Annotated in this window: 24 protein-coding genes; all 24 read left to right on the top strand. The window is 42.1% G+C overall.

Annotated features, from left to right (window positions below; translation table 11 throughout):
• The first annotated feature begins 2 nt into the window (after window positions 1–2).
• Window positions 3–725 carry a 30S ribosomal protein S3 gene (rpsC, locus tag B3763_RS15115; RefSeq protein WP_189630265.1) on the top strand — a complete coding sequence of 241 codons (723 nt, stop codon included), beginning with the start codon at window positions 3–5 and terminating at the stop codon, window positions 723–725.
• 23 nt (window positions 726–748) lie between these two features.
• Window positions 749–1,168 carry a 50S ribosomal protein L16 gene (gene rplP, locus B3763_RS15110; protein WP_189630266.1) on the top strand — a complete coding sequence of 140 codons (420 nt, stop codon included), beginning with the start codon at window positions 749–751 and terminating at the stop codon, window positions 1,166–1,168.
• Between the two features lie 2 nt (window positions 1,169–1,170).
• Entirely contained in the window at window positions 1,171–1,365 is a 195-nt protein-coding gene (rpmC, locus tag B3763_RS15105; RefSeq protein ID WP_189630267.1) for a 50S ribosomal protein L29, read from the top strand.
• A gap of 8 nt (window positions 1,366–1,373) precedes the next feature.
• On the top strand, window positions 1,374–1,631 hold the full coding sequence (gene rpsQ, locus B3763_RS15100; protein ID WP_189630268.1) for a 30S ribosomal protein S17: 258 nt from the start codon (window positions 1,374–1,376) through the stop codon (window positions 1,629–1,631).
• 2 nt (window positions 1,632–1,633) lie between these two features.
• Window positions 1,634–2,002: a 50S ribosomal protein L14 gene (rplN, locus tag B3763_RS15095; protein WP_189630269.1), complete on the top strand. Its 369-nt coding sequence runs from the start codon at window positions 1,634–1,636 to the stop codon at window positions 2,000–2,002.
• Window positions 2,003–2,004: 2 nt separating this feature from the next.
• Entirely contained in the window at window positions 2,005–2,352 is a 348-nt protein-coding gene (gene rplX, locus B3763_RS15090) for a 50S ribosomal protein L24 (RefSeq protein WP_189630270.1), read from the top strand.
• Entirely contained in the window at window positions 2,345–2,899 is a 555-nt protein-coding gene (rplE, locus tag B3763_RS15085) for a 50S ribosomal protein L5 (protein ID WP_189630271.1), read from the top strand. Before rplX ends, rplE begins: the two co-directional genes overlap by 8 nt.
• Before the next feature lie 7 nt (window positions 2,900–2,906).
• On the top strand, window positions 2,907–3,176 hold the full coding sequence (gene rpsN / locus B3763_RS15080) for a 30S ribosomal protein S14 (protein WP_189630272.1): 270 nt from the start codon (window positions 2,907–2,909) through the stop codon (window positions 3,174–3,176).
• A 139-nt stretch (window positions 3,177–3,315) separates the two neighbouring features.
• Entirely contained in the window at window positions 3,316–3,711 is a 396-nt protein-coding gene (gene rpsH, locus B3763_RS15075) for a 30S ribosomal protein S8 (RefSeq protein ID WP_189630273.1), read from the top strand.
• An 11-nt stretch (window positions 3,712–3,722) separates the two neighbouring features.
• The gene (rplF, locus tag B3763_RS15070; RefSeq protein WP_189630274.1) at window positions 3,723–4,274 is read left to right on the top strand and encodes a 50S ribosomal protein L6; all 552 of its coding nucleotides are present in this window, start codon (window positions 3,723–3,725) and stop codon (window positions 4,272–4,274) included.
• 8 nt (window positions 4,275–4,282) lie between these two features.
• Entirely contained in the window at window positions 4,283–4,627 is a 345-nt protein-coding gene (rplR, locus tag B3763_RS15065; RefSeq protein ID WP_286747532.1) for a 50S ribosomal protein L18, read from the top strand.
• Window positions 4,628–4,645: 18 nt separating this feature from the next.
• On the top strand, window positions 4,646–5,149 hold the full coding sequence (rpsE, locus tag B3763_RS15060) for a 30S ribosomal protein S5 (RefSeq protein ID WP_370298998.1): 504 nt from the start codon (window positions 4,646–4,648) through the stop codon (window positions 5,147–5,149).
• A 6-nt stretch (window positions 5,150–5,155) separates the two neighbouring features.
• A complete protein-coding gene (rpmD, locus tag B3763_RS15055) occupies window positions 5,156–5,335 on the top strand; it encodes a 50S ribosomal protein L30 (protein WP_189630277.1) in 180 nt (59 codons plus the stop codon).
• Window position 5,336: 1 nt separating this feature from the next.
• Window positions 5,337–5,783 (top strand): 50S ribosomal protein L15, encoded by a 447-nt coding sequence (rplO, locus tag B3763_RS15050; RefSeq protein WP_189630278.1) that lies wholly within the window; start codon window positions 5,337–5,339, stop codon window positions 5,781–5,783.
• Between the two features lie 4 nt (window positions 5,784–5,787).
• Entirely contained in the window at window positions 5,788–7,116 is a 1,329-nt protein-coding gene (gene secY / locus B3763_RS15045) for a preprotein translocase subunit SecY (protein WP_189630279.1), read from the top strand.
• Between the two features lie 2 nt (window positions 7,117–7,118).
• Window positions 7,119–7,892: a type I methionyl aminopeptidase gene (gene map / locus B3763_RS15040; RefSeq protein ID WP_189630280.1), complete on the top strand. Its 774-nt coding sequence runs from the start codon at window positions 7,119–7,121 to the stop codon at window positions 7,890–7,892.
• A 1-nt stretch (window position 7,893) separates the two neighbouring features.
• Window positions 7,894–8,112: a translation initiation factor IF-1 gene (infA, locus tag B3763_RS15035; protein ID WP_189630281.1), complete on the top strand. Its 219-nt coding sequence runs from the start codon at window positions 7,894–7,896 to the stop codon at window positions 8,110–8,112.
• A gap of 6 nt (window positions 8,113–8,118) precedes the next feature.
• Complete coding sequence (gene ykgO / locus B3763_RS15030) at window positions 8,119–8,235, top strand: type B 50S ribosomal protein L36 (RefSeq protein WP_084375668.1); 117 nt, start codon at window positions 8,119–8,121, stop codon at window positions 8,233–8,235.
• A gap of 2 nt (window positions 8,236–8,237) precedes the next feature.
• Complete coding sequence (rpsM, locus tag B3763_RS15025) at window positions 8,238–8,615, top strand: 30S ribosomal protein S13 (protein WP_189630282.1); 378 nt, start codon at window positions 8,238–8,240, stop codon at window positions 8,613–8,615.
• A 36-nt stretch (window positions 8,616–8,651) separates the two neighbouring features.
• Entirely contained in the window at window positions 8,652–9,044 is a 393-nt protein-coding gene (rpsK, locus tag B3763_RS15020) for a 30S ribosomal protein S11 (protein ID WP_189630283.1), read from the top strand.
• Between the two features lie 18 nt (window positions 9,045–9,062).
• Complete coding sequence (gene rpsD, locus B3763_RS15015; protein ID WP_189630284.1) at window positions 9,063–9,668, top strand: 30S ribosomal protein S4; 606 nt, start codon at window positions 9,063–9,065, stop codon at window positions 9,666–9,668.
• Between the two features lie 30 nt (window positions 9,669–9,698).
• On the top strand, window positions 9,699–10,688 hold the full coding sequence (locus B3763_RS15010; RefSeq protein ID WP_189630285.1) for a DNA-directed RNA polymerase subunit alpha: 990 nt from the start codon (window positions 9,699–9,701) through the stop codon (window positions 10,686–10,688).
• 3 nt (window positions 10,689–10,691) lie between these two features.
• The gene (gene rplQ / locus B3763_RS15005; protein WP_286747529.1) at window positions 10,692–11,276 is read left to right on the top strand and encodes a 50S ribosomal protein L17; all 585 of its coding nucleotides are present in this window, start codon (window positions 10,692–10,694) and stop codon (window positions 11,274–11,276) included.
• 125 nt (window positions 11,277–11,401) lie between these two features.
• Window positions 11,402–12,514, top strand: coding sequence for a glutamine-hydrolyzing carbamoyl-phosphate synthase small subunit (carA, locus tag B3763_RS15000; RefSeq protein WP_286747528.1), 1,113 nt, complete (start codon window positions 11,402–11,404; stop codon window positions 12,512–12,514).
• Window positions 12,515–12,520 lie beyond the last annotated feature (6 nt).

Here is a 12,520-nt window from a genome sequence, read left to right as displayed (position 1 = left end):
AGATGGGACAGAAAGTTAACCCTGTTGGTTTCAGATTAGGAATTGTTCGTGGCTGGGACTCTAGCTGGTACGGTGGAAAAGACTTCTCTGATAAACTGGTCGAAGATCAGGAAATCAGAAAATATATTGATGCCCGAATTCCTAAAGGTGGTATTTCAAAGGTTGTTATTGAAAGAACCATCAAGAGAATCACTATCACCGTTCATACCGCCAGACCAGGCGTTGTGATTGGTAAAGGAGGGCAAGAAGTTGATCGAATTAAGGAAGAGCTTAAAAAGCTTACCGGAAAAGATGTGCAGATCAACATTTTCGAAATCAAAAGACCTGAGCTCGATGCCAAATTGGTAGGAGAGTCTGTAGCTCAACAGTTGCAGGCCAGAATTTCCTACAGAAGAGCCATGAAGCAAGCCATTGCCTCGGCCATTAGAGTAGGAGCTCAAGGAATTAAAATTAAGTGTTCTGGTAGACTCGGTGGTGCTGAAATGGCACGTACTGAGATGTACAAAGAAGGAAGAATTCCTTTGCATACACTTAGAGCCGACATCGATTATGCCATCTCTGAAGCCGATACTGTGTACGGTAAAATCGGTATCAAAGTGTGGATCTTTAAAGGTGAAGTTTACGGTAAGAGAGATCTTTCTCCAAACGTAGGCATCTCTAACCAAATGGGTGGCGGTGAAAGAAGATCTGCCGGTAGAAGAGCTAACCGCGGTAAAAAGAAGTAACCCAACTGTAAAACGGAGAGAAGATGTTACAGCCAAAAAGAACCAAGTTTAGAAAAATGCAGAAAGGCCGCGTTAAAGGCGTGGCCGGACGTGGACATACATTGTCTTTCGGAACATTCGGTATCAAATCGCTTGAACCCGGTTGGATTACAAGCCGTCAGATTGAGGCCGCTCGTATTGCTATGACAAGAGCAATGAAAAGAGAAGGTCAGGTTTGGATCAGAATTTTCCCTGATAAGCCAATTACCAGCAAACCTGCAGAGGTACGTATGGGTAAAGGTAAAGGTGCTCCAGAATACTGGGTGGCCGTTGTTAAGCCGGGTACAGTGCTTTTCGAAGCAGCCGGTGTTGATATAAATTTGGCGAAAGAAGCTTTGAGACTTGCTGCTCAGAAGTTGCCTCTTTCTACAAAGTTTGTTGTACGTAGAGATTACGTGGGATAATTATGAAAAATTCAGAAATCAAAGCACTCTCTGTAGAAGAGCTGAAGGAGAAAATAAATACAGAGTCTAGCAACTTGCAAAAATTACACTTTGCACACGCTATCTCTCCAATTGAAAACCCGATGAAGATCAGACATTCAAGACGTCTGCTCGCCAGGTTAAAAACAGAGTTAAGGGCTAAGGAACTTGCTAATTAATTAGGAGCATGGAGACCAGAAATCTTAGAAAAGAAAGAATCGGTGTGGTAACTAGCAATAAAATGGAAAAGACCATTACTGTTGCAGTTCAGAGAAAAGAGAAGCACCCGATCTATGGTAAGTTTGTGAAGAAAACTACCAAATTTGCGGCTCATGACGAAAAGAACGAATGCGGAATAGGTGACACTGTTCGTATTATGGAGACTCGTCCGCTGAGCAAAAGAAAGCGTTGGAGACTAGTTGAAATTATTGAAAGAGCCAAGTAATCATGATTAGACAAGAATCAAGACTAAACGTAGCCGATAACAGTGGTGCTAAAGAAGTACTCTGTATTCGTGTACTTGGCGGTACTAAGAAAAAGTACGCCACAGTAGGTGATAAGATTGTGGTCTCTGTGAAATCTGCTCACTCTTCTAGCAGCCTTAAAAAAGGTACAGTGTCTAAAGCGGTTATCGTTAGGACCAAGAAAGAAGTGAGAAGAAAAGACGGATCTTACATTCGTTTCGAAGATAATGCTGCCGTATTGTTGAACAACAACGATGAGCCAAGAGGTACTCGTATGTTCGGCCCGGTAGCTAGAGAATTGCGTGAAAAGCAATTCATGAAGATCGTTTCATTGGCTCCTGAAGTATTGTAATCATGAAAAAGAATCAAACTGTAGTGAAAAAGCTTCATGTGAGAAAAGGCGATACTGTAAAAGTTATTTCCGGTAATAGCAAAAGCAAAACCGGTAAAGTACTTGAGGTATTTCCCGATAAGAATAGAGCTATCGTAGAAGGCGTAAATATTGTCTCCAAGCACATTAAGCCTTCAGCTTCTAATCCAAATGGTGGTATAGAAAAAACCGAGGCTCCCATCCATATCTCAAACCTTATGGTTGTAGATCCTTCTTCTGGAGAAGCTACCAGAGTAGGTAGAAAACTGGATGAAAATGGAAAACTAGTTAGATACGCTAAAAAATCTGGGGAGGTAATTAAAAATGGCTAGTCCGAGATTAAAAGAAAAATACAATCAGGAAATTGTTCCTGCATTGAAAGAGAAGTTTCAGTACTCCAGCATTATGCAGGTACCTAAGGTTACAAAAGTGGTTGTGAACAAAGGTATTGGTGCTGCAGTAGCCGACAAGAAACTTGTAGATGTTGGAGTAGAAGAACTCACAACCATCACCGGTCAAAAAGCGGTACCCACCATTGCTAAAAACTCTATCTCTAACTTTAAGTTGAGAGAAGGAATGCCAATTGGTGCCATGGTTACCCTGAGAGGTGATAAAATGTATGAGTTCATCGATAGACTTGTGAACATTGCTCTTCCTCGAGTGAGAGACTTTAGAGGAGTGAAAGATAAGGGCTTTGATGGTAGAGGAAACTACACCCTTGGTGTAAAAGAGCAAATCATTTTCCCTGAAATATCTATCGATAAGGTGAACAAAATTACTGGTATGGACATTACGTTCGTTACCACTGCAAATACTGACGAAGAAAGTTTCGAGTTGCTGAAGGCGTTGGGTATGCCTTTCGCTACCGGTAAAAAATAAGACAAATATGGCTAGAGAAGCAGTAAAAGCTAGAGAAAGAAAAAGAGAAAGACTCGTAGCCCGCTATGCTGAAAAAAGAGCTAAGCTTAAGGCAGAAGGTGACTACGAAGGTCTGGACAAATTGCCAAGAAATGCCTCTCCGGTAAGATTGCACAACCGTTGTAAGCTTACAGGAAGACCTAAAGGATACATGAGGAAATTCGGTATCTCAAGGGTAACGTTCAGAGAGATGGCTTCTGCAGGTAAGATTCCTGGAGTTACAAAAGCAAGCTGGTAAACTTTCTTTTTATTACAAGAAAATATCAATACCTTTGCAGGCCGGTTTCGGCCGGAAGGTATTTAACATTTTATAAAGGGCATGCCTGGGTGATATCGCCAGGGTGCACACGCTCAAAAACAGCGTAAAACATTAAAAAATGACTGATCCAATAGCAGATTATTTAACGCGTTTGAGAAACGCGATAAAAGCAAAGCACAGAGTGATCGAGATTCCAGCCTCTAAGGTGAAGAAGGAAATCACTAAAGTGCTTCATGAAAAAGGCTACATCTTGAATTATAAGTTCGAAGATGATGGTGTTCAGGGTAAGATTAAAATTGCCTTGAAATACAATTCACGTACTAAAGAGCCGGCTATTCTGAAGCTTCAAAGAATCAGTAAGCCAGGTTTGAGAAAGTATGCAGGTGCTGAAGAGCTTCCAAGAGTGTTGAACGGACTTGGAATTGCTATCATTTCTACTTCCAGAGGTATTATGACCGATAAGGAAGCCAGAACTCAGCATATTGGTGGGGAAATATTGTGTCACGTATACTAGAATATAGATAGATGTCACGAATTGGTAATAAACCGATCACTCTTCCTTCTGGCGTATCTGTAGACGTAGCTGCCGGTGCGGTTACTGTTAAAGGACCAAAGGGTGAGTTGACTCAGGAGATTGATCCTGATTTCAAAGTAACTGTTGAAGATGGTGTTATGAGCATTGTTCGTCCTACGGATCAAAAAAGACACAAGTCTTTGCATGGTTTGTACAGAGCTTTGCTAAACAACATGGTTGTGGGAGTTAATCAGGGTTATACTAAAGAGCTCGAGTTGGTGGGTGTAGGTTACAAAGCTGCAGTTGCTAACAATGTGTTGGAGCTAAACCTGGGATATTCGCATAACATATATATGCAGGTGCCAGACGAAGTTAAGGCCGAGGCTAAAATGGATAAGGGTAAAAACCCTATCGTAACTTTGTCTAGTACAGATAAAGAATTAATTGGACAAGTAGCTGCTCAGATCAGATCGCTTAGAAAAACTGAACCTTACAAAGGAAAAGGTATCAAGTTCGTTGGTGAGAAGATTAGAAGAAAGGCTGGTAAAACTGCTTCTAAATAAAGGGTATCATGGCTATTAGTAAGAGTAGACTTAGAATCAAAAGAGGAATCAGAAAGAAGATTTCCGGAACGGCAGCTAGGCCTAGAGTTTCTGTATTCAAGAGTAATACGAAAATATATGCTCAAATTATAGACGATGAGCAAGGACACACCTTAGTGTCTGCTTCTTCAGCAGAGCTTGGAGCAAAAGAAAATACCACTGTAGAAGTGGCCAGAGAAGTTGGTAAAAAATTGGCCGAAATGGCCACAGCCAACGGCATCAGTTCAGTGGTTTTTGATAGAAACGGATATGTCTACCACGGTAAAGTGAAGGCTTTGGCCGATGGTGCAAGAGAAGGTGGTCTTAAATTTTAAAAAGAGATGACACAAAAAATGAACAGAGTTAAAGCTAGTGACATCGACTTGAAAGAAAAAGTTGTTGCCATTAAGCGTGTAGCCAAAGTAGTAAAAGGTGGTAGAAGGTTCAGTTTCTCTGCAATTGTTGTGGTAGGTGACGGAAACGGTGTTGTAGGTTACGGATTGGGAAAAGCCAATGAAGTAACAGACGCTATCACCAAAGGTATAGATGACGCTAAGAAGAATTTGGTAGAAGTACCCGTACTGAAAGGTACAGTACCGCACGAGGCACTTGGTAAGTTTGGAGGAGGTTTTGTATTAGTGAAGCCGGCTTCTGAAGGTACTGGTGTGATTGCGGGTGGTGCTATGCGTGCCGTATTCGAATCAGCAGGTATTCACAACGTATTGGCCAAGTCCAAGGGCTCTTCCAACCCACACAACGTGGTAAAAGCAACCTTCGATGCGTTGCTAAAAATGAGAGATCCTTATACTGTTGCTGAACAAAGAGGTGTAGAATTAGAGAAAGTTTTTAACGGGTAATTTACTATGGCGAAGGTTATTATTACGCAAACAAGAAGTACCATCGACAGACCTGAAAAACAAAAAAGAACTATTCAGGCACTCGGTTTAGGTAAAATCAACCGTTCAGTTGAGGTAGAACTTACTCCTCAAATTGCCGGTATGATCGATAAAGTAAATCACCTTGTATCTGTAAAGGAAGCATAAGATGAAACTGAATACATTAAAACCTGCAGAAGGTTCTACAAAATCAAATAAAAGGGTAGGTAGAGGCCAGGGATCCGGTAGAGGTGGAACCTCTACAAGAGGACACAAAGGTGCCAAATCAAGATCAGGTTATTCAAGAAAGGCCGGTTTTGAAGGTGGTCAGATGCCTCTTCAGAGAAGAGTGCCTAAGTTCGGTTTCAATAGCCCTAACAGAACAGAGTATAAAGCCATCAACCTTGATACTATTCAGCAGTTGGTAGACCAGTCTGGTGAGTCAGTGATCAATCTGGAAGTACTAGCCTCTCATGGCTTGGCTGCTAAGAATGACCTCATCAAGGTGTTGGGCAGAGGAGAGCTTAAGTCAAAAGTAGAAGTGACAGCACATAAATTCTCTGCTACTGCTGAGGCAGCTATTGAGAAAGTAGGAGGTACTGTTACAAAGCTTTAATTCAATGAAGAAATTCATCACCACCATAAAGAATATTTTTTCCATTGAGGAACTAAGAAATAGAATCCTAGCCACGCTAGGATTCCTCGTCATTTTCAGACTAGGGTCTTTTGTTGTACTACCTGGTGTAGATCCCAACTTATTGACCGATGCTGATGGTGGTATTTTTGGTATCCTCAACGCATTGTTAGGAGGTTCTTTTAGCAGAGCTTCCATTTTTGGATTAGGTATTATGCCTTACATCTCAGCATCTATTGTGATTCAGCTGATGACTGTGGCCGTGCCTAGCTTCCAGAAAATGCAAAAGGAGGGAGAATCAGGAAGAAAGAAGCTCACACAAATTACGCGGGTACTAACCATACTGGTTACTCTTGCTCAAAGTGTGGGATACATTAAGGTGACCATACTCAACGAAAACGCGTTGGCCCCCGGTGTAGATCCTACTTTCTTTATGATTACGGCCATGATTCTACTCACTTCAGGAACGATGTTCTGTATGTGGTTAGGTGAGAAGATCACTGATAAGGGAATTGGAAACGGAATTTCAATGCTTATCATGATCGGAATTATCTCAAGCTTGCCTGCAGCGGCCATCAATGAGTTCTTTGTAACCAATGGTTTGAGCAGAGCAATCTTTACAGTAGTAGAAATATTAGTGTTGTTCGGAGTAGTAATTGTAACGGTAGCATTGGTACAAGCCACGCGTAGAATTCCGGTACAATACGCCAAGCAAGTAGTAGGAGGCAAGGTATATGGCGGTCAGCGTCAGTTCATTCCTCTGAAAGTTAATGCGGCAGGTGTTATGCCAATCATTTTTGCTCAGGCACTAATGATTCTTCCTACACTAATAGGTCAGATATGGGCAGAGAATAATGACTTTGCCGCTCGAATGACCACCATGTTCTCGAATATTTACGGTTGGCAGTACAATGTGGTGTTTGCCATATTAATCATTGCCTTCACTTTCTTCTACACGGCCATTACCGTGAACCCGTCTAGCATGGCTGACGATTTGAAGAGAAACGGAGGCTTTATTCCTGGTATTAAACCGGGCAAACCAACCTCCGAATTTATAGGTGGAGTATTAGATAAAATTACCCTTCCTGGCTCTGTGTTCTTAGCCATTATTGCGGTGCTTCCTGTGTTTGCCCGTAATGCAGGAGTTGGCGATGCATTCGCCCAGTTCTATGGTGGAACCTCATTGCTCATTATGGTAGGTGTAATACTCGATACGCTACAGCAGATTGAGAGCTACCTGCTCATGAGACATTATGAAGGCATGATGAAGTCGGGCAAGATGAGAGGAAGATCTCAGAATGTAGCGGTGGCGTAAATATGATCTTTTACAAGACCGAAGAAGAAATTCAAAAAATACGTGAGAGTGCAGACATACTTGCCAGAGCTCACGGAGAAATAGCCAAGCTTATAAAGCCGGGCGTAAAAACCAAAGATCTCGATAAAGTTGCAGAAGAGTTTATCGCAGATCATGGGGCAACAGGTTCCTTTAAAGGTTACAATGGTTTCCCCGCCACGCTTTGTATATCCGTGAACGAAGTGGTTGTTCATGGGTTTCCGAGCGAGTATGAATTGAAAGACGGTGATATAATCTCTGTAGATTGTGGAGTCTTCTACCAAGGTTTTCATAGCGATTCCGCTTATACTTACCCCGTAGGAGACATTTCCCCAGAGACTTTATCACTTCTAAAGGCAACGAAAGAGTCGTTGTATGTAGGTATTGAAGAAGCCAGGTTTGGTAACCGTATAGGAGACTTAGCCTATGCCATCCAGAAGTATGTAGAAGACAGAGGTTACTCTGTGGTTCGCGAGTTGGTAGGACATGGCTTAGGAAGAAGCTTACATGAAGGGCCTGAGGTGCCCAATTATGGTAAGCGCGGTAGAGGACCAAAACTAAACGAAGGTTTGGTTATTGCCATTGAACCAATGGTAAACTTGGGGGCTCGACAAATTGTGCAAGAGAGCGATGGATGGACAATCAGAACAAGAGATCGTAAGCCATCAGCCCATTTTGAACATACCGTGGCCATCTTCAAAGATCGTACTGAAATATTGACAAGTCATCAATATATAGAAGAAGTAGTAAAGTTTTAACATGGCTAAACAAGGATCTATTGAGCAAGACGGAACGATCGTAGAGGCACTGCCGAACGCTACGTTTCGTGTTGAGCTGGAAAATGGACATGTGGTGTTGGCTCACATCTCAGGAAAAATGAGAATGCACTACATTAAGATTTTACCGGGCGACAGAGTAAAACTGGAGATGTCGCCTTATGATTTAACAAAAGGAAGAATTACTTACAGGTATAAATAACGAAACATGAAAGTAAAAGCGTCTATCAAGAAGCGTAGTGCCGATTGTAAGATAATCCGCAGAAACGGAAAGTTGTACGTGATTAACAAGAAGAATCCTAGATTCAAACAAAGACAAGGGTAATTATGGCAAGGATTGCAGGAGTAGATATTCCAGATCACAAGAGAGCCGAAATTGGTTTAACCTATATTTTCGGTATTGGTCGTAGCTCAGCCAACTACATATTGGCAAAGGCGGGTATTGATGTAAATACTAAAATTGGCGACCTGGACGATGACCAACAGAAAGACATCAGAACCATCATCAGTGAAGAGTTCAAAATAGAAGGTGTTCTTAAGTCAGAGGTTCAAATGAACATCAAGCGATTGATGGACATTGGCTGTTACAGAGGTTTGAGACACAGAAAAGGACTTCCTGTTCGTGGTCAGCATACCAAAAACAACGCCAGAACCAGAAAAGGAAAGAGAAAGACGGTTGCTAACAAGAAAAAGGCAACTAAGTAATAGGTAAGTTTTTAATGCCGAAAAAGATATTTGAAGATGGCTCAAAAAAGAAAAGATAAAGCTAAGAAAAGAGTAGTGCAGGTTGATGCTCTTGGGCAGGCGCACATCAAGGCGTCTTTCAACAACATCATCATCTCTTTGACCAATCAGCAAGGACAGGTTATTTCTTGGGCTTCTGCCGGAAAAATGGGCTTTAAGGGTTCTAAAAAGAACACTCCTTATGCTGCTCAGATGGCCGCTCAAAACTGTGCGCAGGCTGCGTACGACCTTGGTTTAAGAAAAGTTGAGGTTTTTGTGAAAGGTCCTGGTGCAGGTCGTGAATCTGCAATCAGAACTATCCAGAATGTTGGAATTGAAGTAACTGTTATTAGAGACGTTACTCCGCTTCCGCACAACGGATGCCGTCCACCTAAAAGAAGAAGAGTTTAATTAAGAATTTAAGAAGTAATGGCAAGATATAAAGGACCAAAGGCTAAAATCGCGAGAAGGTTTAACGATCCTATTTTCGGTCATAGCAAAGCATTACAAAAGAAAGCTTATCCTCCCGGCCAGCACGGTCGTGGTAGAAGAAGAAAGCAGTCTGAATACGCTATCCAGTTAATGGAGAAGCAAAAAGCCAAGTATACTTACGGGGTGCTTGAAAAGCAGTTTGCTAACTTGTTCGACAAAGCTTCAAGAAAATCTGGAGTTACCGGTGAAATCTTACTTCAATTGTTGGAAGCAAGATTGGATAACCTGGTGTTCAGATTAGGAATTGCACCTACAAGAAGGGCTGCAAGACAGTTGGTGTCTCACAAACACATTACCGTAAACGGTGAGATTGTGAACATTCCTTCATACCATGTATTGCCTGGCGATGTAGTTGCAGTTAGAGAGAAGTCTAAGTCATTGGAGCTTATCTCTGATAGCGTAGCAGCTAACACTGCTCAGAGATACCCATGGTTAGAGTTCAATAAGTCGGAATTGGCTGGTAAAATGATTAATGTTCCTACAAGAGAAGATATTCCTGAGAACATTAAAGAGCAGCTAATTGTCGAGCTTTACTCTAAGTAATCTATTTTAGAACATTAAAACATTACATATATGTCAATACTTGCATTTCAAATCCCGGAGAAAGTGGTGATGGAAAAGGCTGACGATTTTCACGGTCAGTTTATCTTCAAACCCCTTGAAAAAGGCTACGGGGTTACTATTGGTAATGCACTGAGAAGAATATTGCTTTCTTCTCTGGAGGGCTATGCCATCACAGGAATTAAAATTCCTGGTGTATTGCACGAGTTCTCTACCATTGAAGGTGTTGTAGAAGATGTTTCTGAAATTATTTTGAACCTCAAGAAAGTAAGGTTTAAGAAAATCTCAGACACTGTAGATAACAAGATCAATGTGGTTATCGAAGGGCAGGATAAATTCAATGCGGGTGATATTGGAAAATTCACCAGTGCGTTCGAAATCCTTAACCCCGAAGATGTGGTTTGTCACTTTGATCCATCAGTGAAGTTCGAAATTGAACTAACCATTGAAAAAGGCAGAGGATACCTCCCTGCCGAAGAAAATAAGCCAAGCGAGCAAGTATTCGGTTATATCCCAATCGATGCCATTTTTACGCCAATCAAAAACGTAAAGTATAGCGTTGAAAACACCAGGGTAGAGCAGAAGACTGACTACGAAATGCTCATCTTGGATATTAAAACCGATGGTTCTATCCACCCTGAGAATGCATTGAAGGGTGCCGCTCACATACTTATTCAGCACTTCATGCTGTTCTCAGATCAGAATATGATTCTGGAAACTGGTGCATTGGATGAGCCTGAGCAGGTAGATGAAGAAATGCTTCATATGCGCAAGCTATTGAAGACTTCTCTGAACGATCTCGACCTTTCAGTAAGAGCATACAACTGCTTGAAAGCAGCCGATGTACGCACTTTGGGAGATTTGGTAAGATTAGAGATTTCTGATATGATGAAGTTCAGAAACTTTGGTAAGAAATCTTTGGCAGAGCTAGAGCAACTAGTTGCTGAGAAGAACTTGACCTTCGGTATGGATTTGTCGAAATATAAATTGGACGAGGAATAACAGATGAGACACGGGAAGAAATTTAATCATTTAGGTAGAACAGCGGCTCACAGAAAAGCAATGCTGTCTAACATGGCTTCTTCTTTGATTCTTCACAAGAGAATCACAACCACAGTAGCCAAGGCTAAAGCTTTGAGAAAATATGTGGAGCCTTTGATCACCAGAGCTAAGAACGATACCACTCACTCAAGAAGAATGGTGTTCTCTTACCTTCAGGACAAAGAGTCTGTTACCATGTTGTTCAATGAAGTAGCCGAAAAAGTAGCAACCAGACCAGGTGGTTACACAAGAATTATCAAAACAGGCAACCGTCTGGGTGATAATGCGGATATGTGTATCATAGAGTTGGTTGACTTCAACGAGCTATTGCTTGGTGAAACCAAGGAAGAAAAGAAAACTACCCGAAGAAGCAGAAGAGGCGGTAAAAAATCGGGCGAAGCCAAGGAAGCAACAGCTACCGAAGCCAAAGCCGAAAAGAAAGCCGCTAAGGAGGAGAAGAAAGAAGAAGCACCTGAAGAGCCTAAGGCCGAAGCTGCTGCCGAACCGGAAGCTCCTGCTGCTGATGAGGAAAAGAAAAGCGAAGAGTAATTGTATAAATTACCAGATATTGAAAAGGGATTGGACGAAAGTTCAATCCCTTTTTTATTAGGTTTTGCTCCCTAACAAATACACATTATTTTTGCACGATGCGTCAAACGCAAGCCAATCAAGATATGTCTCAAAATTCATTCGATCAATCACAAAAAAAAGCGGTTTTACTCCTGGCAGACGGTTCTCGTTTCGAAGGTGTAGCCATAGGTAAAATTGGAACAGCAGGCGGAGAAATCTGCTTCAACACCGGAATGACCGGGTATCAGGAGATCTACACAGACCCTTCCTATTACGGCCAGATTGTAGTGAACACTACCTCTCATATAGGCAATTATGGTGTGGAAGACAGCGAACAAGAGTCTGACAGTCCGAAAATCAGAGGATTGGTAGTAAATACCTTCTCTCAGGATTTTAGCCGCCCTACCGGTACCGACTCGTTGCAGAACTACCTCGACAAAAACAGTATTGTAGGTATTTCTGAGCTGGATACTCGTTTGCTGGTAAGGCACATACGAAGTAAAGGAGCCATGAATGCCATCATATCTTCAGAAGATCTTTCTGACGAAGAATTGGCCGCTAAACTGGCTGAGGTGCCCAATATGGAAGGTCTTGAGCTTTCCTCTTTTGTATCTACCAAAGAACCTTACTTTGTCGGTGAAGAGTCTGCGTCTTACCGTGTGGCCGTGCTAGACCTTGGGGTTAAAACCAGCATACTCAAGCACCTGGCCAGTAGAGGTACTTATCTGAAAGTGTTCCCCGCCAAAACAAGTTTTCAGGAAATGGAGCAGTGGAATCCTCATGGATACTTCCTGTCCAATGGTCCTGGCGATCCTTCGGCAATGGATTATGCCATTGAAACCGCAAAGAAAATTATGGCTGCCGACAAGCCACTTTTCGGTATATGCCTGGGGCATCAGATCATCTCTTTGGCGTGCGGAGTGTCCACTTTTAAAATGCACAATGGTCACAGAGGGCTTAACCATCCGGTAAAGAACCTTGTGTCGGGCAAGAGCGAAGTGACCTCTCAGAACCATGGTTTTGCCGTGAGTCGAGAAGAGGTCGAGAAGTCAGGTATACTCGAGCTTACACACATTAACCTTAATGACAATACCTGCGCTGGTATTCAGGTTAAGGGTAAGAAAACGTTTTCCGTACAATATCACCCAGAGTCTTCTCCGGGCCCTCACGATTCACGTTATTTGTTCGATCAATTTATCAACCTATTCAAATCATAACAAGGA

Origin of the sequence: Roseivirga sp. UBA1976 (assembly GCF_002336325.1) — a bacterium.
In the GTDB taxonomy this organism is placed as follows: domain Bacteria; phylum Bacteroidota; class Bacteroidia; order Cytophagales; family Cyclobacteriaceae; genus Roseivirga; species Roseivirga thermotolerans.
Note: the sequence above shows the minus strand (reverse complement) of the source record. Positions and strands in the feature narration are given on the sequence as shown.